At 63.6% G+C, this 21,247-nt stretch carries 18 protein-coding genes; 6 read left to right on the forward strand and 12 right to left on the reverse strand.

Annotated features, from left to right (window positions below):
* Nucleotides 1-96: 96 nt before the first annotated feature.
* Nucleotides 97-738 carry a hypothetical protein gene (locus tag HRU71_04070; GenBank protein QOJ02712.1) on the reverse strand — a complete coding sequence of 214 codons (642 nt, stop codon included), beginning with the start codon at nt 736-738 and terminating at the stop codon, nt 97-99.
* A 24-nt stretch (nt 739-762) separates the two neighbouring features.
* On the reverse strand, nt 763-1,446 hold the full coding sequence (locus HRU71_04075; protein ID QOJ02713.1) for a hypothetical protein: 684 nt from the start codon (nt 1,444-1,446) through the stop codon (nt 763-765).
* Between the two features lie 576 nt (nt 1,447-2,022).
* Between HRU71_04075 and glmS the strand changes: the two genes are divergently transcribed.
* A complete protein-coding gene (glmS, locus tag HRU71_04080) occupies nt 2,023-3,849 on the forward strand; it encodes a glutamine--fructose-6-phosphate transaminase (isomerizing) (protein QOJ02714.1) in 1,827 nt (608 codons plus the stop codon).
* A gap of 12 nt (nt 3,850-3,861) precedes the next feature.
* Here the strand turns inward: glmS and HRU71_04085 are convergent, their stop codons facing one another.
* Nucleotides 3,862-6,399, reverse strand: a complete 2,538-nt coding sequence (locus HRU71_04085) for an FAD-dependent oxidoreductase (GenBank protein ID QOJ02715.1) — start codon at nt 6,397-6,399, stop codon at nt 3,862-3,864.
* A gap of 150 nt (nt 6,400-6,549) precedes the next feature.
* Nucleotides 6,550-6,825: a winged helix-turn-helix transcriptional regulator gene (locus HRU71_04090; protein ID QOJ02716.1), complete on the reverse strand. Its 276-nt coding sequence runs from the start codon at nt 6,823-6,825 to the stop codon at nt 6,550-6,552.
* 271 nt (nt 6,826-7,096) lie between these two features.
* Here HRU71_04090 and HRU71_04095 point away from each other — a divergent pair, with 271 nt between their 5' ends.
* The gene (locus HRU71_04095; protein ID QOJ02717.1) at nt 7,097-8,002 is read left to right on the forward strand and encodes a sugar kinase; all 906 of its coding nucleotides are present in this window, start codon (nt 7,097-7,099) and stop codon (nt 8,000-8,002) included.
* Nucleotides 8,003-8,063: 61 nt separating this feature from the next.
* Nucleotides 8,064-8,639 carry an RNA 2',3'-cyclic phosphodiesterase gene (thpR, locus tag HRU71_04100; protein ID QOJ02718.1) on the forward strand — a complete coding sequence of 192 codons (576 nt, stop codon included), beginning with the start codon at nt 8,064-8,066 and terminating at the stop codon, nt 8,637-8,639.
* A 106-nt stretch (nt 8,640-8,745) separates the two neighbouring features.
* Here the strand turns inward: thpR and HRU71_04105 are convergent, their stop codons facing one another.
* From HRU71_04105 to ald, 8 genes are all read right to left on the reverse strand, one after another.
* Nucleotides 8,746-10,407, reverse strand: coding sequence for an RDD family protein (locus HRU71_04105; GenBank protein QOJ02719.1), 1,662 nt, complete (start codon nt 10,405-10,407; stop codon nt 8,746-8,748).
* A gap of 69 nt (nt 10,408-10,476) precedes the next feature.
* Complete coding sequence (locus HRU71_04110; GenBank protein ID QOJ02720.1) at nt 10,477-11,391, reverse strand: hypothetical protein; 915 nt, start codon at nt 11,389-11,391, stop codon at nt 10,477-10,479.
* A 68-nt stretch (nt 11,392-11,459) separates the two neighbouring features.
* Nucleotides 11,460-12,035 carry a hypothetical protein gene (locus HRU71_04115; GenBank protein QOJ02721.1) on the reverse strand — a complete coding sequence of 192 codons (576 nt, stop codon included), beginning with the start codon at nt 12,033-12,035 and terminating at the stop codon, nt 11,460-11,462.
* On the reverse strand, nt 12,032-12,562 hold the full coding sequence (gene coaD, locus HRU71_04120) for a pantetheine-phosphate adenylyltransferase (protein QOJ02722.1): 531 nt from the start codon (nt 12,560-12,562) through the stop codon (nt 12,032-12,034). Before coaD ends, HRU71_04115 begins: the two co-directional genes overlap by 4 nt.
* 152 nt (nt 12,563-12,714) lie before the next feature.
* Nucleotides 12,715-13,944, reverse strand: a complete 1,230-nt coding sequence (locus HRU71_04125; GenBank protein ID QOJ02723.1) for an ABC transporter permease — start codon at nt 13,942-13,944, stop codon at nt 12,715-12,717.
* A gap of 6 nt (nt 13,945-13,950) precedes the next feature.
* Nucleotides 13,951-14,703: an ABC transporter ATP-binding protein gene (locus tag HRU71_04130; GenBank protein ID QOJ04914.1), complete on the reverse strand. Its 753-nt coding sequence runs from the start codon at nt 14,701-14,703 to the stop codon at nt 13,951-13,953.
* A gap of 21 nt (nt 14,704-14,724) precedes the next feature.
* A complete protein-coding gene (locus HRU71_04135) occupies nt 14,725-16,128 on the reverse strand; it encodes a biotin/lipoyl-binding protein (protein QOJ02724.1) in 1,404 nt (467 codons plus the stop codon).
* 109 nt (nt 16,129-16,237) lie between these two features.
* A complete protein-coding gene (ald, locus tag HRU71_04140; GenBank protein QOJ02725.1) occupies nt 16,238-17,344 on the reverse strand; it encodes an alanine dehydrogenase in 1,107 nt (368 codons plus the stop codon).
* A gap of 345 nt (nt 17,345-17,689) precedes the next feature.
* On the opposite strand from ald, the gene HRU71_04145 reads away from it, so the two are divergent.
* The 3 genes from HRU71_04145 to HRU71_04155 all read left to right on the forward strand — a co-directional run bounded on the left by HRU71_04145 (nt 17,690) and on the right by HRU71_04155 (nt 21,216).
* Nucleotides 17,690-18,850: a PAS domain-containing protein gene (locus HRU71_04145; protein QOJ02726.1), complete on the forward strand. Its 1,161-nt coding sequence runs from the start codon at nt 17,690-17,692 to the stop codon at nt 18,848-18,850.
* Nucleotides 18,851-18,939: 89 nt separating this feature from the next.
* Complete coding sequence (locus tag HRU71_04150) at nt 18,940-20,466, forward strand: sigma-54-dependent Fis family transcriptional regulator (protein QOJ02727.1); 1,527 nt, start codon at nt 18,940-18,942, stop codon at nt 20,464-20,466.
* 168 nt (nt 20,467-20,634) lie between these two features.
* Entirely contained in the window at nt 20,635-21,216 is a 582-nt protein-coding gene (locus tag HRU71_04155; protein QOJ02728.1) for a FliM/FliN family flagellar motor switch protein, read from the forward strand.
* The last annotated feature ends 31 nt before the right edge of the window (nt 21,217-21,247 follow it).

Below are 21,247 nucleotides of genomic sequence, written 5' to 3' on the forward strand. Positions count from 1 at the left end.
CGCTCGCCAGGCGAAGCAACCTGAAGCTAATGGAAATCGCTCCATTCGGCAAGGCGGCCGCCCTGCCGTGCATGCGCTCGCTCCGGGGTGCGACAGTTAATTGCGCCGCGCCGTGGCAACCGGCTTGCCGTCCAGATAGGCCACCTTGCAGAAAAAGCAGGAATCATTCGCGAGGATCGCGAGCGCACAGGTCTCGCACCGGCGCGAGGCCTCGTCGGCCGTGAGCATCAATTCGAATCCGCGCCGTGCCCCAAGAAAATCCGCACGGTTTTCGAAGATCGTGTTCCCCACAACGCCCCGCTTGCAGACATCGCACCAGTGGGTCGGCCCGGAAGCGTCCCGGCAGGCAGGGCACCGATGATCCGCGGCGATGACGACACGGCCTCGCGCCAGGTGATACGTGAGCCGCGAGAAGTAGGCCATGCCGTCGACCCAGCCGATTCGACATTTGTCGCAGAAGCCGCCGGTGCGAATGGCCTCGACGCAACCGGGGCAGGTGAACGCCCGGAGGTTCAATTCGTGCCCGTGGGCGTCGAGGGCATCAAAGAGCAGACGGGACTGGATCGGCACGCCGGCGACGAAGCCGACGTTGCGTGCGTCGCACCAACGGTTTTTCGTGACGGCCTCGGCGCAGACGTCGGCCCCGCGCGGCGCGTGCTCTTCGCATCCCGAAAAAGACACCGCCACCGCCACGAACGTACCTAGCAGCGCAGCACGGCGGAGTCGAATCAAAGCCATCTGGTTATGCTAGTCCCGTCTAATTCAGAGAAGATCGTTGACAAAGGCGGCAATGTCGCCGGCCAGCGTGCCGGTGCAATACTCGGCGCAGGCAACGTTGTCGCCGCCGATCGGCGTGCCTGTCTTGACGCGAACAAATCCGGCGATATCGCCGCCGTCCAGTCCGCCGCTGCCGTTCACGTCGCCGAGCATGGAGCAGCCGAGGTTGATCGAGCCGGTCGCGCCGGCGAAGTTGGTCGGCGTATTGCAGGCCACCACCAACCCGGCGTTGAGCGAGTGGACGCCATCGGTCGGAACGCTGGCAAAGGTCAGCGTGTCATACACGGCGTACTTCACGAAATCGCCGCCAGTGTTGAAGAACGGAACGCTGCCGGCCGGAATGATGTAATTGGGGGTCGGGAAGCCCGGCAGCGCCGCGCAATCCGGCGTGGCGATGAGCAGGTGTCGGTTGGCCGTGGTCGGCGGAATGGTGAAACCCGAAAACGTGTACGAACGAGTGCTGCTGGTCAGCAACTGCCCGTTGACGCCCGTCTCAAAGTTTCCACCGCAACACTCGCGCAGTTCGATGAACTGAATGTTCCCCGCAGCGTTGCTGAAGACTTCGTTGACCCGCCAGGTGTGCGCACCGGCCAGTACCGGCAACGTCAGGGCCGGCGTCAAAATCACCGAAACGATGAACAGACGTGAAAACCGGATTCCGCGATTCATGCCCGCACCTTCCGTGAACTAGACGTGAGTCGATCAAATCGGCATCAACCCTCACCGCCCCGCCGGTTTACTGTACCGAAAGCTGCCGCGGCGTATCAAGCTCCACGTTGGTAGTTCTCCTTGAAAATCGAGATCCGTCGAACGTCGCCTTCGATCTGATTCACACGATCCGTGGCTCATTGCACATCCGACGTGTGTTATGACCCGTTCGCTTTGATCTCGTCGCCTCAATCTGGATGTCTTTCTGGGGAATTCGCCCTACCATAACCGCCTCGAGAAGCAATTTGGGAATTGGTCGCCAAAGCTCCGAAGTCATTGACTGGCCGACTGGATCGTTCCGGGGTCGCTTTTACGCAGCCCGAAGGAAGCCGGAGGGGCACGGCTGATAATTCTTGACCCCAGCAGGAGTTACATGACTAATCGGCAGGATTCAACTAATTCGAAGTAGTGTGCATCCATCGGGAACCCCACCCGACCGATGAACGTAACATCGGTGCTTACAATGAGGTAAGATGTCCGAGGGTTCGGTCGCCTGACCGGCCGCCGAACCGATCTTGCGAGGGAGCCTGACCACGAATGTGCGGAATTGTCGCCTACACCGGTTATCGCGAAGCGCGCCCCATCATCATGGAGGGGCTTAAGCGGCTGGAATATCGAGGGTATGACTCGGCCGGCATCGTCGTGCTGAACGACAACGGCTTGGTCGTGAAGAAGTCTGCCGGCCGGATCAAGGTGCTTGAGTCGCTGATTTCGACCGAGCAGCTGGTGGGCACGTGCGGCATGGCGCACACGCGGTGGGCGACGCATGGCGCGCCGACGGACCTGAACGCGCACCCCCATGTGGATGCCTCGGGTCGCATCGCGTTGATTCACAACGGCGTGATTGAGAATTTTCAGGCGCTGCGCACCTATCTCGAAACGCGTGGTGTGCAGTTCCGCAGCGACACCGATACCGAAGTGCTCGTGCAACTGGTCGGCCATTTTTATGACGGCGATCTGGAGATTGCGGTGCGCACGGCCCTGCGCGAGGTGCGCGGCACATACGGCATCGCCGTCATGAGCAGTCAGGAACCGGGCAAGATCGTCGCGGCGCGCAAGGGCAGCCCGCTGATCATCGGCATCGGCGACGGCGAGTTCGTCGTCGCCTCGGACGCGGCGGCCATCGTCCAGCATATGACGCAAGTAGTCTATTTGTCGGACGGTGAAATGGCCGTCGTGACCGACGACGGGTTCCGCACGACGACGCTCGACAACGTGCCGGTCTCCAAGGAAGTCAGCGAGTTGGAGATGTCGCTCGAGGACATCGAACTGGGCGGCCATGAGCATTTCATGCTCAAGGAGATTTTCGAGCAGCCCAGCGCGCTGGAAGACTGCATGCGCGGCCGGGTCAGCACGGCTGATGAGCGACTGCACCTGGGCGGTCTTGCGGGGCTGACCCGCGAACTGGCCAGCGTTCGGCGGATCGTCCTGACCGGCTGCGGGACGGCGTGGCACGCGGGGCTGGTGGGCGAGTTTCTCTTTGAGGACATGTCGCGCATCCCGACCGAGGTCGAATACGCGTCGGAGTTTCGCTATCGCAACCCGGTTGTCGAGCCGGGCACCGTGGTGATCGCCATCAGCCAGTCGGGCGAGACCGCCGACACGCTCGCGGCCCTTCGCGAGGCCAAGGAAAAGGGCGCGATTGCTCTGGGGGTCGTGAACACCGTCGGCTCGACCATCGCGCGCGAAACCGACGCCGGCGTTTATCTGCACGTCGGCCCGGAAATCGGCGTGGCCAGCACAAAGGCCTATCTTGGCCAGGTGCTGGTGCTGACCATGATGGCGCTGATGCTGGGCCGGCGGCGGCACTTGTCACAGCCGATGCTCATGGATTATTTGCGAGCGCTGGAATCGCTGCCGGGCAAGATTCGTCGAATCACCGAACAAAGCGACGCCATCCGCGAGGTCGTGGATCGCTTCAAGGACAAGGAAAACTGGCTCTTCCTCGGCCGGGGCTGCAACTATCCCACGGCGCTGGAAGGCGCGCTGAAGCTGAAGGAAATCTCCTACATTCACGCCGAGGGCATGCCGGCCGCCGAGATGAAGCACGGCCCCATCGCCCTCATCACCGAAGACATGCCCGTCGTGTTCATCGCGACGAAGAACAGCCAATACGAAAAAGTCATCACCAACATCGAGGAAGTGCGAGCGCGAAAAGGCCGCGTGATCGCCGTCGCCACCGAAGGCGACACCGAAATCTCCCGCCTCGCCGAGCACGTTTTCTACGTGCCCGACGTGCCGGAACTGCTCCAGCCGATCGTCTGCGTCGTGCCGTTGCAACTGCTGGCCTATCACGCGGCCGTCCTGCGCGGTTGCGACGTGGACAAACCGCGAAACCTCGCCAAGAGCGTGACGGTGGAGTAACGCGCAGCCCCTTCAAATGAACAGGTTCACGTTCGCGGTGGCGGCCGCATCGAGGTACGCTCCGACGCCGCCGATCTCGACGCCGTCGATCAGCTCCTCGCGGCCGATTCCCATCACGTCCATCGACATGCTGCACGCGACGAATCGCACGCCCTGTCGCCGGGCGGTCCTCATCAACTCCTGAAGCGGCGCGACGTGTTTGCGCTGCATGGTGCGGCGCATCATGGCTGTGCCCAGCCCGGCCATGTGCATTTTCGACAGGGCCAGCTTGTCCGGCCCACGCGGCATCATCCAGCCGAACATCCGATCCATGAACGCCTTGGTCGTGGCGGGCGGGTCGCTTCGTCGCAGCACGTTCAGCCCCCAGAAGGTGAAAAAGAGCGTCACGGACTGGCCCATCGACGCCGCGCCGTTGGCGATGATGAAGGCCGCCATCACGCGATCCAGATCACCCGAGAAAACGACAATCGTCTTATTCTGGGCGGCGGACGCCGGACGAACGGCCTGCTTCGGCGAATCAACCGGTGCCGATGCCCGGTCCGACGCGTGCTTGCGAATCAGGGCGACGTAGTGGCCGTTCTCCCGGTGTACGTCGATCAACTCGTGCCCGGATTGGCGACACCACGCAGGCACATCGGAGACAAAGCCCGGATCGCTGGCTCGCACCTTGAGCACGGCCCCCTCGCCAAGCGATGCGAGTTGATCGCAAATCGCCACGATCGGCCCGGGGCACTGCTGGCCGCGCACATCCAGTTCCGCCGCGGCGACGGCCGGGCCATCGACCTTCGGAGCGAAGGCAGCCGTACCGGCGCTGCCGACGGGTTCGGAATGGAGCGCGCCCGCGCCGCACGGCGCGGGTCCGCTGCACGAAACCGGCGCATTCGATTCGCCCGGCGCTGCGTTCGTTTCAACCGGCTGGAACATGGACCACGTTCGGTACCCACCGGAGAGATTGCGGGCATCGAAGCCCAGTTGCTTCAGGATCCGGGCAGCGGTGTAGCCGCGCTGTCCCACCGCGCAATACGTGACGATCGGCCGATCGTTGGGCAATTCGCCCAGCCGGTCGCGCAGTTCGTCAATGGGCACAAGGATCGAACCGGGGATGGCGCCCGCGGCGTGCTCGGCGGCCGTGCGCACGTCCAGCCAGACCGCTCCATCTTTCGGCGCGTCGTCAACATGGCACGTCGCAACGTCCCCGCGCAACACGTTCGCCGCGATGAAGCCAGCCATGTTGATCGGGTCTTTCGCCGCGCCGAACTGGGGCGCATAGGCCAGTTCCATTTCCTCGAGGTCGTATACGGTCATTCGCGCCTGCAACGCGGCGGCCAGCACGTCGATCCGCTTGTCGACGCCCTCTCCCCCGACGATCTGCGCTCCCAGGACGCGACCGTCGTCCGGCGCGAACAACAGCTTGATCGACATCTGTTGCGCGCCGGGGAAGTACCCGACGTGGTGCGCCGGGTGCAAATAGACTTTCCGATAGGGTCGGCCGGCTCGCTTCAGTGATTTTTCGCTCGCGCCGGTCATGGCCGCAACACGATCGAACACACGCACGATGCTTGTTCCCTGCGAGCCGCGATACCAGCTCGCGCGGCCGAAGATGTGATCCGCCGCGATGCGACCCTGACGATTCGCAGGACCGGCCAGCGGAATAAGCGTGTCGGCGCCCGTGACCCAGTCTTTCACAACAACTGAATCACCGACGGCGTAAATGTCCGGGTCGCTGGTCTGCATGTGCTCATTGACCACGACGCCGCCGCGCTCGCCAAGGGCGAGCCCGGCGTCTTTGGCCAGCGCGGATTCCGGTCGCACCCCAATCGCCAACACGGCCAAATCGGCGGTCAGCGTTTGGCCGCTCTTGAGTTGCGCGCGGACCCGACCGCCGGCGTCTCCGAAGGATTCGACGGCGTCGGAAAGGTGCAGCCGAACGCCGTTCTGCACCAGCGCGCGAGCGACGGGCTGGGTCATCTCGCGATCCATCGGCGGCATGATCTGATCGAGGAGTTCCACGAGATCAACCTGCAACCCGCGGCGGCGGAGGTTCTCCGCCATTTCCAACCCGATGAAGCCTCCACCAATGACAAGGGCGACCGCAGCGCCCTGTGCGGCGGTGACGATTCGGTCCATGTCGGGGATGTTCCGCAGGGTGAAGATTCTCGGGTGGTCAATCCCCGGCAAGGGTGGTCGCAGCGGCGCGGCGCCGGTGGAGAGAATAAGTTTGTCGTAGGGCTCGTCGTAGGTTCGGTTCTCATCCAGCGCGCGGACGGTCACTGTTTTCGCCGCCCGGTTGATCGCGACGACTTCCGACCGGACGCGCACGTCGAGGCGATGGCGGCTGCGGAGGGATTCGGGCGTCTGAAGCACGAGTTTGCTGCGGTCGGCGATTTCGCCGCCGACGTGATAGGGCAGCCCGCAATTCGCAAACGAGACGAACGGGCCGCGCTCGAAAACGACGATCTCCGCGGACTCGCTCAAGCGTCGTGCTCGCGCTGCCGCCGTGGCACCTCCGGCGACCCCGCCGACTATGACGATTTTCAGATTTTCGCTCATGGCCTGATCTCCCTGTTGATGCCTCGTTTCCATTTCTGACAACGCCGCATCGGTACGCATGTGCTGCATGGCGGCTGCCGAACCGGTGAACAATCTCGCCGGTTGAATGGCGTTTCCTGACCATTCAGCCTCCCGATGTTGCGGTGGTTCTCATTCCATCTCGTGTTCGCGGATGCACTGGATCACGTTTCGCGCGCTGGGGTTGGCAATCTCGTAAAAGACCTCCCGCCCCGTCCGCCTCGCTCGAAGCAATCCATGGACGCGCATCAGGTTCAGATGCTGACTGCACGCCGCCTGCGGAATCTTCAGCCGGTCAGCCAGCCCCCCCACCGTCAACTCGAGCCCGTCGAGCAACTCGACGATTTTGAGCCGATGGGGATGCGCCAGGACCCGCAAGGCCGCGGCGACCCGCTCCAGCGTTTCCATGGGGATTCCCGAGCGTGCGGTGGTTCTAGATCTCATATCATTAATATATCACAATATTTTGATTTGTCAAGCGCGGGCTCGCGCTCCCTTCCGCACACTCGCCGAATCGACCGCCCCGCTCTACCATGGAGCGCGTCCCCTTACCCGGGGGTGCGTGAATCCACACGATCCCCCGGGGGAACCCCGCTCCCCGCCGTTCGGAGTGGACGGCGCGATGGAAACCGGATGGAAATGCTCGTAAACAAGAATCGTTCAGGAGTCCCGCTGCACCATGTCCCTGCTCGTCACCGGCACGATCGGTATCGATACCGTTGAAACCCCGCACGGAAAGGCCGCCGACGTCCTCGGCGGATCGGCTGTTTATTTTTCCTTCGCGGCAAGCCTGTTGTCGTCTGTCCGCCTCGTCGGCGCGGTCGGCGACGATTTCCCGGATGCGTTTCGGGCGATGTTCGCAGGCAAACCGATCGACACGTCCGGCCTGGAGACGCGTGCCGGCTCGAAGACGTTTCGCTGGGCCGGCAAGTACGTCGGCGACATGAACAGCGCGCAGACGCTTCGCACCGATCTGAACATCGTCGCCGAGGCGCCGCCGAAGATTCCCGAGGCGTTTCGCGATTCAAAGTTTGTCTTTCTCGCCAACACGCACCCGGCTGTGCAGCGCGAGTTCGTCACGCAGCTTCGCAATCCCGAGCTGATCGTCTGCGACACGATGAACCTCTGGATCGACACGGCGCGGGACGACCTGCTCAAGACCTTCCAGTGTGTGCACGGTGTCATTTTCAACGATGGCGAGGCCCGCCTGCTGACCGGCAAGACGAGCCTGCTCGAGGCCGGTCGCGAGGTTCTCGCCATGGGGCCGAGGCTGGTGGTGATTAAGAAGGGCGAACACGGTGCCGTCGCGATGACGCGCGACGATCTGATCGTCCTGCCGGCCTACCCGACGGACCGCGTGAAAGATCCGACCGGCGCGGGCGATAGTTTCGCCGGCGGGCTGATGGGTTACCTGGCTTCCACTGGTCGCACCGATCATGCCGCGCTGAAGTCCGCCATGGCGCATGGCGCCTGCGCGGCGTCGATCACGATCGAGGCCTTTTCGCTCGATGCGATCCGCGCTGCCACGCCCGCCGAGTTGAAGCAGCGGCTGGAGCGCCTGCGGAAGATGCTCACGATCGAATAGCGCGGCCCATTTGCTCGCACCCGGCCCGCCCGCGCGCGGGTTTGTACAAGACCACCCAACCATGCGTGCATTCGTCGCCATCGATCTGGACGAGCCGATCCGCCGCAAAGTAGCCGCGTTGCAGGATGCGCTGCGCCGCCGCGCGGGGAAACTCTCGTGGGTCGCGCCGGATCATCTGCACCTGACAATCAAGTTCCTCGGCGAGATCGAAGCGAGCCATGCGACGACACTTTGCGCTGCGCTGAATCGGATCGCAGCGCGGGCGGAACCCTTCGATATCCTGCTTCGCGGGGTGGGGGTGTTTCCGCCGCGCGGGCTGGCACGCGTGCTCTGGGTGGGAGTCGAGCCGGTCATCACCCAGACGATGGATCCGCTGCTGGGGCTTCATCGCGCGTGCGAAGACGAACTCGCCGAACTGGGATTCGCGCGAGAGAGCCGACCCTTCAGCCCGCATCTGACGCTTGCTCGAAATAAGACATCCATCGATCGCGACCTGCGCCGCAGCCTCGAACAGGCGGCGGACTTTCTCGCCGGTCCGCAGCGCGTCAGCGCGATCACGTTCTACGAATCGCAGTTGCGGTCGAACGGGCCGACCCATCGCTCGATTTCGACGCATCGCCTGGCGGCGGCGCTCTGAACGCCGAACACGCACGGTGTCCGCTCACCGGCACTCGGAGCGGTGAATGCGAACTCGTGGCTGCATTGCGCGCCGGTTTCGGCGAATCGCGGTCGACCGCCGGACGTCAGTCCTGATCCGGATTATCGGTTGGCGGAGGCGATTCGACCGCGGGCGGCGCCGGTTCGATCACCACCGTCCGCGCCAGCAAATCCCCCATGCGCTGCCGATTGCGCGACACGATCACGATGGTCATCAGCGTGATCATCAATCCCGGCATCCCCATCGCCACCATCAGTGACCGCTCCGCGTTGCGCACGACGCAGGCCCCGAGGCTCGGCCGGCCCCCGTCCGCAGCAGCCACGCGACAGCCGAAGATCGCCTTGCCGGGCGTCGTGGCGATCGTGGCCTCGAAGATCAGGCACCACAGCCCGTACAGCCCGATTGCGACATACTGCTCAATTCGGATGGACGCCCACACTTCCGCAAGCTGTTCATTGGTCACCTGCGGGTACATCTGGAGAAACTGCGGGTCCAGTTTCGGAAACCACCACGGCAAGGTAATGAGATAGGCCGGCAGCAGATCGAACACCGTCGCGAACACGCGCCGCCAGACCGCCGCCAGCACGAAACCCGGCGGCAGAACAACCGGCAGAGACACATCGGACCGCCGCCACCACATCACAATGGTCAGGACTGCCAGCAGGCTGGCCATCACCAGCGAATCGCGCCATTGCTGTTCCAGCGCCGGGCTGCCGCTGACCAGCGTTAACGGCGCAAAGCGCACCAACGGCGTCTGGCCCAGCTCGCCCAGCCCGAACTCCACAACACCGTCCGCACGGACGCGCGCGATGCCGACTTGTTTTCGCACGATCGCCGCGCTGCATCGCTCAACCTCGACGCGCAGCACATCCTCCCCGGCTCGCAGGGGTCCGGCGTCGGTCCATGCCTCATCGCGCCGCATGAACAGGTGCAGCGTCGCCGCTTCGCTCGATTCCCCGCGCGCCACGATCAGCCCCGGCCCCTCGGCCGTCGCGCCGCTCCATGCCTGGAGAAAATCCTCACACGTCAACGCCGCGACCGGCTTGCTCCACATGTTGCGAACGCGCTCGGAATGAAGCACCTTCGCCCCGTCGCCCCAGAAAAGGTGAATCCGCCCACCGTAACCAGTAATCCAGACGCGCCGCGCCAGCGCCGCCTCGACCGGACCTTGCATCCGACGCCAGCGACCGCGCCGCAGCTCCAGCACGGCCATTCCCTCCACGGCGACTGGCTCGGTCGCGGGAGATTCAATCGCCTGATCCAATTCATCGGCGTCGTCCTCTGAATCAACGGACGGAGCGGTAGTTGGCGTCAACAAATCCTCTCCGCGAATCGCAGCGTACACCGCCGGCTCGGTCGCGTCGGCCCCCCAGGCCAGCGGGCTGATCGCCGACTGTTCCTTCCAACTCGCGCCGGGAGACCATGCACGGTTGGCGTAATAATCTCCCGTCGTCAGATCGGAGAACATCGTGTGAAGCGCTCGCACATCGGCTGCCGTGTGCAGGACACTTCCGACAACCGGCTGAAGAAATGAGTTTTGCACCGGTCGGGCATCCGCCGGCGCCGAACCGCCAACCTGCCACATCTGAACCGTCGGGAGTTTGTCTCCCTGCATTCGGCCTTCGGCAACGACCCAGACCGCATCGTCGCCGCCCGCAACCCAGACGCGCGCGCCCTTCCACGGCTCCTGCGCGACCGCAATATCGACGCCGCACCACGCCGCGCCACATGCCAACGCGAGGACCATCAAACAACGCCGGCGAATCCTTCCGGGAGATCGAGTCATAGCGGGATTATTGGGAGGATTGGCCACCGGTCAATCCGACGGCCCGGAGGTCGGTGGGGATGATCGGGATTCACATGACGCGTCGATCTGCTCAATGGTTGCCACGCCGGCCGGAAGCGTTTCGCGAATCGGCCGCTCAAACGCGCGCGGATGGACTTTCTCGTTCGGCATGGGCTGCCAGCCCTCGACGCGAAGCGTGAAATGCGCATTCTCCCGCGGCCAAAGCACATTCACCCGATGCGGAAGCATCGGCCCGCGGTCCCACGCCGCGCGGTAGTCATCCAGCCGCGCGCTGACGGCGATCCGCCCCAGCGCATCGCGAAAAACGACCTGCCGCACCATGAACGGTTCGACGCGTTCGACCCAGTATTCGCGATCCACGAGCCACGGCTCGCCGGCGGAGCCGTCGCCCGGACCGCGGCGCACATATTGCAATTTGTCATAATTCGGCCCCCACGTGCGGATCGGGCCGAGAAGGTTCGTGTCATCCGGCAGTCCGGGCCGCAACACCGCCGCCAGTTGATCGGGCCGCACCGGCAACTCGCCCGCGCACGGCTTCCCCGCATGCGCATGTCGCCCCCAGCGCATCCGATGCAGTTCGGGTTCGATCCAGAGCCAGTAGTCCTCGACGTTTGAACCGATGCCCATCACCGGATCGCCCAGCGTCGGCCGCAGATCAATTCGTAAATCCCGCGGTGGGCGATACAGCAGCGTTCCTTCCAAATTGTAACTGCGGCGCACGTCACGCTCGTCGGGGAACTCCGCGTACACACTGATCGATGGCGACCACAGCGCGCCGTCCAGCTTCGACCCGTTTGCTCGAATCACACGCTCGATCTCCGCGGTCTCCCGCGCGATCGGCTCCGCAACCGACCCCGAGATGCCGGGCTCGGTCCGTGGAAAACACCCCGCCGCACCCAGCGCAATCAGCCACATGGCGGTCACGGCGATACCCCATCGCCTTCGTCGCAGAAATGGATGTCGGGCAGGCCTGTTCAAAGGATGGGCACGCGTCAGGGGTTTGCGGAGTCGATCGCGTTGGATTCCGTCGCCGCCCCGTCCGTCGGCGAATCGAGCATAGCATCCTCGCCGGCGAACGATTCGGACTGGCCCGCGAGGAGGAGGCTCAATTCGGCCGTCAGCTCGGAAATCTGGGCATCGTCGAGAGACGGGTTCAGCACCCGGTGGAGTGATCGGTCGCGCATCAGGCGCATCTCCCAAACCTCCTCGCCGTCCTCGCGAATCGTCCGCTCGTATTTGAGCACGCGTTTGCGCAGCAGCATCAGCGCCAGGACGAATCGGAATCGGCGGCGCAACGGGTCTTCCGTTCCGGCCAGGCGTTCGAAGAACGCCACCAGGGCTTCGGTGTCTACAAAAGTCTTCTTCTGCGCTTCCTTCAAGGGCAGCCGCGTCTTGAAGTGACAGAGCGAGCCATCGGGCGGACCCGTCCACGCGTCGGCGCTGTAATCGCGCCGCTCGAAGCCCTGCGGACCTTCCAGCAGCGCGGAATAAAACACTTCGCCGGGCAGAATCTCCCGCCCGGTCACGAAACACCGCCCGCCCGCCCTGGCTACGTCGAACTCCGTCATGTGCCCTCGCTCGGCCGGCTCTTCTGATCCATCAGTTTTTCCTGCATCCGCTTCACCACCGACGGCGGCACCAGCCGATCGAGGTGCCCCCGCTCCAGCCCGCCCATTTCGCAGATCTGGCGTATCAGCGTGCTGCTGATCAACGCCGTCTGGTCCGTCGTGAACAGGAACACCGTCTCCACGTCGCCGGCGATCATGTTGACGTTCGCCTGGCGCAGCTCGCTGCGAAGATCATCGCCATCGCGAATCCCTTTCACGATGAAATCCGCCCCGCGCCGACGCACAAAATCCATCGTCAATCCCGGGTACGACTCGACCTCCACGTCCTTCCAATCCGCCAGCAGCTCGCGGAGCATGTCCACGCGCTCCTGCTCGTTGAACAGCGGCTCCTTTTCAGGGTTCCGACCCACCATCACAATCGTCTTCTCAAAAATCCGGCGACTGCGGCGAATGATATCAATGTGACCATAGGTCGGCGGATCGAAGGTGCCGGCGAAGACTGCGGTTTTCCCTTTTACCTGTTTCATGAAAGAACCATCAGCCGGGGGCCGTGTGACATACGTCTCAAGGGTGTCGGAAAAATTGCACTCCGGGACATCGCGGCAATCGGTTTCTCGAATCCGCCTGTTGCCCTCTTGCACTCGCGCATCCGCATTCTACGTTCCCCGTTCGCCATTCGCTACTCATATCGCAACGCTTCCACCGGATCCAGCCGAGAGGCCTTCCACGCCGGGTAGATGCCGCTGATGATCCCCACCACGGTCGCCATGCCCAGCGCCATCAGCACGGCGCCGCTTGTCGTGATCGTCTCCATCACGCGCGTGATCTTCTCGATCGTTCGCGCCAGGCCCCAGCCCGTCAGCACGCCGGCCGCTCCGCCCAGCAGCGAAACGATGCTCGCTTCCACGAGGAACTGGTTCAGCACGTCGCCGCGTTGCGCGCCCATCGCCATCCGCACGCCGATCTCCCGAGTTCGCTCCGTGACCGCCACCAGCATGATGTTCATGATGCCGATGCCGCCGACCACGAGGCTGATCCCCGCGATCGACCACAGCACCACGCCGGCGATGATCTGAAACTGCGCGAACTGCGTCACGAACTCGCGCTGCGCCTGCACCTGGAAATCGTCCTGCTGGCCCGCTCGAATCTTGTGACGCTGACGCAGCACGCGCTTGATCTGATCCTTGGCGCGTTCGATGTCCTGGTCGGACGGCGACAACGCCTCCGCCAGAATCGCGTGAACCGATTTCAATCCATAAAGCTTTTCCATCGCCGCCGTGATCGGCACGATGACCTGCTGGTCCACGTCGGTGAAAGCGACGTTGCCTTTCTCCTCCATCACGCCGACCACGGTGAACGTGCGCGTCCCCAGCAGACCGGAGATCTTCACCTTTTCGTCAATCGCCGGACGCCCGCCGAACAGCTCCTTCTTCACCTTGGACCCCAGCACAACGACCGCCGCGCCGCCCTGCACGTCCGTACGCGTGAAAAACGAGCCTTCGGACACCTTGTGGTTATTGATGTCGGGGTAAATCTCGCTCGCGCCCAGGACCGACGCGGTGGTATTCTTCGAGAGAAACTTGATCGTGGAACTGCTCGTCACCTGCGGCATCACCATGCCGACGGCGCCGCACTCCTTGTCTATCGCGAGGGCGTCTTCGTACTTGATCGAATCAAACGTGCCGACCATGCGACCGGAACGCCGCTGCACCGCCGCTCCGACGAAAATCTTATTCGACCCCATCGAGGCGAAACCGCTCTCCATCCGAGCGCCCATCCCCTTGAGGATCGCCATCGCCGCGACCACCGCCGCCACCCCGATGATGACGCCGAGCGTCGCGAGGATGCTGCGCAGCGGATGAATCCACAGGCTGCGCAAGGCCATCATCACGATGCGGAAGAAGAACATCGCCCGTTACACTCCAATCGGCCGCGCCGTCGGCGGCGAGCGTTCCGGCTCGCGCGGTTCCACCGAAAGCAACTCGCTTCGAAACGTCGAATCCACCGCGCGATCTTCCAGCTTCTTGCCGTCCTTCATCCGCACGACGCGCTGCGCCTGCACCGCCACCGACATCTCGTGCGTCACAAGGATGATCGTCACGCCCGAACGATTCAACTCGTGAAAGATATCCATGATCTGCCGACCGGTGCGGCTGTCGAGATTTCCCGTCGGCTCGTCGGCCAGCAGAATCTTCGGCTCGTTCACGATGGCCCGCGCGATCGCAACCCGCTGCCGCTCACCGCCCGACAACTCGGACGGCGTGTGGTGCGCGCGGCCTGCCAGCCCGACGCGCTCCAGGGCCTTCAGCGACGGCTCGCGCGTGCGCGTGCGCCGCGCGTAAAACAGCGGCACCGCGACGTTGTCCACGGCGCTGGTGCGCTGAATGAGATTGAACGTCTGAAACACGAACCCGATCTTGCTGTTTCGCACGATCGCCAGTTGCCGGTCGGTCATGTGGCTGACCAGATCGCCATCGAGCCAGTACTCCCCCGCGGTCGGGCGATCCAGACAGCCCAGCAGGTGCATGAGCGTGCTCTTGCCGCTGCCCGAGGCCCCGGTGATGGAGATCATCTCGCCGGCGAATACGTCGAGATCGACGCCGTCCAGCGCGCGGACGATCGTCGTGCCCATTTGATAGTGCTTGGCCAGCGCGCGAATCTGAATCAGCGGTTTGCTCATGCCGCGCCGTCACCCCTGCTGCTGGGCTTTTTCGCGCTCCGTCTTCACCGGACGCTTCACCCAGACCGGGTCGCCGGCCTTGATGCCCGAAACGATCTCCGTGAACGTGCCGTCGGTCTTGCCGATCTTCACAGGCACTTTCTTCTCGTCCCAGCGCGCACGCGAGTTGGGCCGCCACGGAATGTACACGTAGCAATCCCGCCCTTCGCTCACCAGCGCCTCGTTCTTGACCAGCACGACGTCTTCCAGCTTGTCCGTCGTGAACGACAAATCCGCTTGAAGCCCGTGGAGCTTTTCAAGGTCTTTCCCCACCAGCCGCACCCGCACGTTGAACGCCAGCGCGTTGTTGATCTTCTGGGTCTCGGGGTCGATCAGTTCGATCACGCCCTGAAACTCCTCGGATCGATACGCTTCCACCGTCACCGACACGATCCGATTCGTCATCGTCTCGACGACTTCCTTCGCTCGCGCCTCGTATTCCTCCGGCGTCAGTTTGGTCGTCGTGCCCGGTCTCGCGTAGTCCGGTGCGATCTCGCGGATCGCTCCGATGTCCGCCTCGTCCACCTGCGCGATCACAAACATCGCGCTCACGTCCGCCAGCACCATCAGCGGCGTGCCGCCGGTGAAACTCTGCGTGCCGCTCTGGATCGCCTCGCCTTCCTTCACCTGGATCGAATAAACCATGCCGGCGGTCTTGGCTTTGACCACCGTCTCATCCAGCCGCAACTGCGCCTCGTCCAGCGCTTTTTGTGCGGCGCGAAGCGTCGCCTCGGCCTGCACCACGTCCTGTTGCGCGCTTTCGAGAAGGATTCGCTCGTTGTTCTTCGCCTGCTGCAAGCGCGTCTTGGCCATCTCCAGTGCGGCCTTGGCTTTCTCAAACGATGACTTGGTCTGCACCACTTCCACGTCGCCGGCGACGTTTTCCTTCTGATACCCCTGCATCTTCCGCCACTGGAATTCCGCCTGATCGTACGTCGCCTGCGCGTCGACTACCTGCGCCTGCGCCAACATGGTTTGAAGCGGAAGGTCCAGTTTCTGGTTTTCATAGGCGATCTTGGCCTTGTCGTGCGCCGATCGCGCCCGGTCCAAATCGGCCTGCCGCGCCTCCACGTTGCGCTTCTCGTCCACCGGATCCAACTGTATCAGCACATCGCCCGCTTTGACCATCTGGCCTTCGACCACGGGGATGTCCTGCACGATGCCGCCGGCCTTGCTTTTGATGGTGATCAGCCGCCGCGCCTCGACGGTGCCCGTCGCCGTCACGGGAATCACGAGGCTCCCCTTGGTCGCCGGTTCCTGCTGTCCGTCCAGCGCCGAAATCGACAGCGACATGTTCGACAGGCTCACGGCGCCGACGATCATCACAATCACCGCAACCGAAATCGCTACAATTGTCCACTTCTTGGCGCTCATCGTGTTAAGCCATGGGCAATAAACTGCCGCGGGCCGCGAGCGTCGGACATCCAGCCCGCAGCACGCCTGCTCGCCACCGCCTCCACCCCCAAGTCCAACGCCTTGCCTCTCACGCCTTGTACGGCCGGTGTTCCATCTCGAACACCTTCGCCACCGCCTCGTTCGTCACGTAACCCCGATAGACATCGACCCCCTCGGCCAATCCCGGGTCGGCGGCCGTGGCGGCCTTATACCCCATGTTAGCCAGTCGCAGCGTATACGGCAGCGTCGCGTTGGTCAGGGCCAGCGTACTGGTGCGACCGACCGCGCCAGGCATGTTCGCGACGCCGTAATGCACGACGCCGTCGACGATGTACGTCGGATCGGCGTGCGTCGTCGGGCGGATCGTCTCACAGCATCCACCCTGATCGACGCCGACATCGACGATGACCGCGCCGGGCTTCATCAGCTTCAGATAGTCCCGCGGGACCAGCACCGGGCACTTCGCGCCGGGAATCAGCACGGCGCCGATCACCAGATCGGCCTGCGCGATGTGTTCGCGAATGCGCGCCGCGTCGCTGAAAACCAGTTGCACGTTCGCGGGCATCACGTCCGACAGATAGCGCAGCCGCTCCAGGTTGACATCCATCAGCACAACATGCGCTCCCAGGCCCGCCGCGACCTTGGCTGCATTCGTCCCGACGATGCCCGCGCCCAGAATCAGCACGGTCGCGGGTTCCACCCCCGGCACGCCGCCCAGCAGAATGCCGCGGCCCATCATCGGCCGCTCGAGATACTTCGCACCCTCCTGAACGCTCATCTTCCCCGCGACTTCGCTCATCGGCGTCAGGAGCGGCAGACGACCCTGCCGATCGCGAACGGTTTCGTATGCGATGGCCACGCATTTGCTGGCGACGATCCCCTCGGTCAGCTCTCGATCCGCCGCGAAATGGAAATACGTAAAGCAAACTTGACCTTCGCGGAGCATTTTGCATTCAACGGGCTGCGGCTCCTTCACCTTCACGATCATGTCCGCCTTCGCGAACACCTCCGACGCCGTCTTGACCAGCTTCGCACCGGCCGCCTCGTATTCGCTGTCCAGAAAACCCGAACCGGTTCCCGCATCGTGCTCGACCAGCACCGTGTGACCCGCCCGCACCAATTCCCCCGCACCCGCCGGGATGATCCCCACTCGATACTCGTCCGGCTTAATCTCTTTCACCGTTCCGACAATCATTTGAAATGCTCCAACAGAGACGGACGCACCGTGCAAGGCAACTATGCCCGGCCTCGGCTTCTCCCAAGCCTTTCCAACGCCGTTTTGCGGCGTTTTACGGGCTGTCCATGCTAGGGCCGGCAGGCCAGCCCTGCAACGCGGCGAAATCGGCACCGGCAGGTGACAACGTCCGATATCTGCGCCACACACGTTCCGCGTTGCCGAAACTCAACACCATACCTGAAGCCGCTCTCCGCCGTGCCGATACTCAAATGGCTGTTGCGAACTGCTCCGGGGACTTTGCTCACCAACCCTGTTGCCCGAGCGCATCGCAACCTGTTGCGAATCGAGGACAAGCCTGAACCCATGGCGCGAACCCATACCAGCACGGCGCCCCATGCGCCTTCCGCCGGTGAGACAGCGCTGCTGGCGATCGACGCTCTGCCGGCGGGCGTCGTCGTCTTCGACCGCACGCTGCAAGTCGTCCATCGAAACGAGACCGCGCGGCGCCTGCTGCCGGATCTTCCAAGCGTCCCCGAACTGCTGTCCCGGATGGCGAGCCAAAGCAGCTACGAAGAGTGGCGCACCGAACTGCGTCGCGTGGTCGATCAGCGCCGACCGCGACGGATGGACCTCACCGTCGCCGGCGAGGACGGCTCCCAATCCGTGTACCAGATTGATTTGCTCTCGCTGCGTCCGCTCGATCGGAGCGGGGCGGGAGCGGGCGGCGTCTTATGCGTCGAAGACGTCACGTCGCGCGCGACGCTGGAGCGGCGGCTCGCGGTGTCCGAACGTCTGGCCGCCGTCGGCAAACTGGCGGCGCGGGTCGCACACGAACTGAACAATCCGCTCGACGGGGTGATGCGCTACATCAACCTGGCGATTCGGCGCCTGGAGCAGATGGCGCCGGCTCGCGGGCAGCCGCTGGATGCTTCGTTGCGCCGCTATCTTGAAAACGCGCAAGCCGGCACGGCGAGAATGAGCGAAATCATTCTCGGCCTGCTGGAGTTTTACCGCAGCGCCCCGCCGGCCTTCGAGCAGGCGACGGTCAACAAGATCGTCGAGGACGCCGTCACCGCCATGGAGGCTCGCGCCCACGATTCCAAGGTGACTGTTGTCTGTCATTTTCATCCGACCGATACGCCCGTCGTGCGCGGCAGCAGCATCTTTCAGGTGTTCTGCAACCTCATCAAGAACGCCATCGACGCCATGCCCGACGGCGGGACGCTCACCATCACCACGCGAATCGACGGCCGCGACGAGGCCGCCCGCTGCGTTGTCACGTTTTGCGACACCGGCTTGGGCCTGCCCGAAGACGTGCAGAAGATCTTCGAGCCGTTCTTCACGACCAAGGCGCCCGGCAAGGGCACGGGACTGGGGCTGGCTGTTTGCCGCGAGTTGATCGAGAAATGCGGTGGAACGATTGAAGCGCGGCGCGGCAATCCGCGCGGCGCGGAGATGATCGTTTCCATCCCGGTGCATGATCCGCGCCGGGCAAGCCGGAGCCTGTCGCCCCGGTCAACGTGAGTTGATCCTGATCGCTCGCGCGGTCGGTGGAAGAAATACCGCTTCGATTGCTTGCGCAATCGGCTTTTTGTAGCAGGGAGAACGACGCCATGACCAAGGCACCGGCGACCACAAAACCCCCAACGACCGCCACGACGGACGCACCATCGGCTGCGCCAGGCACCGGAGATCGCGTACTCATTGTCGATGATGATCGGCTGATCGGCGAATCCCTTGGCGATTTCCTCCAGCTGGAGTCTTACAAAGTGGACGTGGTCGAGTCGGTGGACGCCGCCGTGCTCAAACTCGCCGGCCAGCCCTACAGCGTGGTCATCACCGACGTGAACATGCCCAGGGCCGACGGCTTCGAACTGCTGCGCATCATCCGAGACCGCTATCCCGATATCGTGACCATCGTCATCACCGGCTACGGCACGATCGAATCGGCCGTCGAAGCGATCAAGATGGGTGCATACGACTACCTGACCAAGCCGCTGTCCGACGACGAGATTCGCCTCGTTGTGCAACGAGCCGTGCGGCAGCAGTCGCTGCTGCGCGAGAATCGCACGCTGAAGCAGCAGCTCGAGCTGCGCTACGGGCTGGAGAACGTCGTCGGCCACGATTACAAGATGCTCAAGCTGTTTGATCTCATAGAAAGCGTCGCCGAAAGCCGCACGACCGTGCTGATCACCGGCGAGTCGGGCACGGGCAAGAGCCTGATCGCGCGGGCGATTCACCACCGCTCCGACCGGCGCGACAAGCCTTTCATTGAGGTCTCGTGCGGCGCGATCCCCGAAGGGCTGCTTGAATCCGAGTTGTTCGGCCACGCCAGGGGTGCGTTCACCGGCGCGACGGCCGACAAGGAGGGCAAGTTCAAAGCGGCTGAAGGCGGCACGATTTTTCTCGATGAGATCAATTCCGCCTCGCCCGCGCTCCAGGTCAAGCTCCTGCGCGTGCTTCAGGAGCGGCGTTACGAGCCGGTCGGTTCGAATAAGACGATGAACGCGGACGTGCGCGTCATTCTGGCGTCCAACGTCGATCTCAAGCGCGAAGTCGAGGCGGGCCGGTTCCGCCAGGACTTGTATTATCGCGTCAACGTGTTGTCACTTCACGTTCCGCCGCTGGTGGAGCGGCTGGGCGACATCGAACTGCTGGCGCAGCATTTCCTCGCCAAGCATCGCACCGAGTTGAAGAAGGAAATCGTCGGCCTGTCGCCCGAAGCGCTCACGACCCTGCAACGCTATCACTGGCCCGGCAACGTGCGCGAGCTGGAAAATGCACTGGAGCGGGCCGTGGTCCTGTGCCGCGGCAAATTCATCCAACCCGAAGACCTGCCGCCCACCCTCGTTGAGGAAGCATCGCTGAAGACGCCGGCCGCTGCCGAGAATGCCCCCTCCGGCGTCTTGGCGTCGGGTCAGGCAACGCCATCGGGCAAATGGTTCACGATCCACCGGTTTACGCCGATGTCGCTCAAGGATGCGATGGAGGAGCCGGAGCGGCAGATTCTCGAAGCCGCGCTGAAGCTCAACCGCTGGAATCGTCAGACGACCGCAGAAATGCTCCAGATCAACCGCACGACGTTGTACAAGAAGATGAAGCACTACGGTCTGGAGTACGACCCGGATCAGCACAGTTAGGCGGCTCATCGCGCAATTCCCGCTCGGATTCGGCACCGACAAGCGATCAGGCCATGCGTGCCGTCAAGTCGGCGCGAAGCGGGGTCGATAAATCCTGATACCGCGCGGACGCGGTGCACCCGGCGCGGTCGGCGAGTTTTGCGCCCCGGTGACCGCCGAGCGCGGAGAATGGCCGCGGCGGAATTCATGCTAAGTCAAACAGAACTGGATACGGCCCTGAACGACGCCCAGGCGGCGGTGGAAACCCTCGCCAACGACGTGTCGTCGACGCTGGAGCCGGCGCTGAAGCCACAATCCACCGCGCCGACCGAGGCGGAAGCATCCGTCCCGGTTCCAGCAACGGCATCGACGGCGTCCGATCCTGGTAACGCTCCGAGCGACTCCTCGCCGAAGGCTCCCTCCAGCGATGAACCGGCTTCGATGCCTTCTCCCTCCACGACCGCTGGGACGACGCCGCGCCCCGCCCCCCCGGCGCTGGTGCTTTCGCCGAAGCTCAATCGTGTTTTGAAACTCCGCGTCCCCGTGGTCGTGCGATTGGCGCAGCGCCCGATTCGCCTGGCCGAGATTCTGAAGCTGACGCCGGGAAATATTCTGGAATTCGAACGCACCGTGGACAGCGAACTGGATCTGATGGTCAACAATCAGGTGATCGGATCGGGCAAAGCCGTTAAAGTCAACGAGCGATTCGGCCTGCGCATCCAATCGGTCGGCGATCCGCGCCAACGGTTGCGGCAGTTGACGAGCGGCTAGAATGCCCACACCCGGCCCCGAACGACGCTCG

This window comes from Planctomycetia bacterium, from assembly GCA_015200345.1.
In the GTDB taxonomy this organism is placed as follows: Bacteria; Planctomycetota; Phycisphaerae; order UBA1845; family UTPLA1; genus PLA3.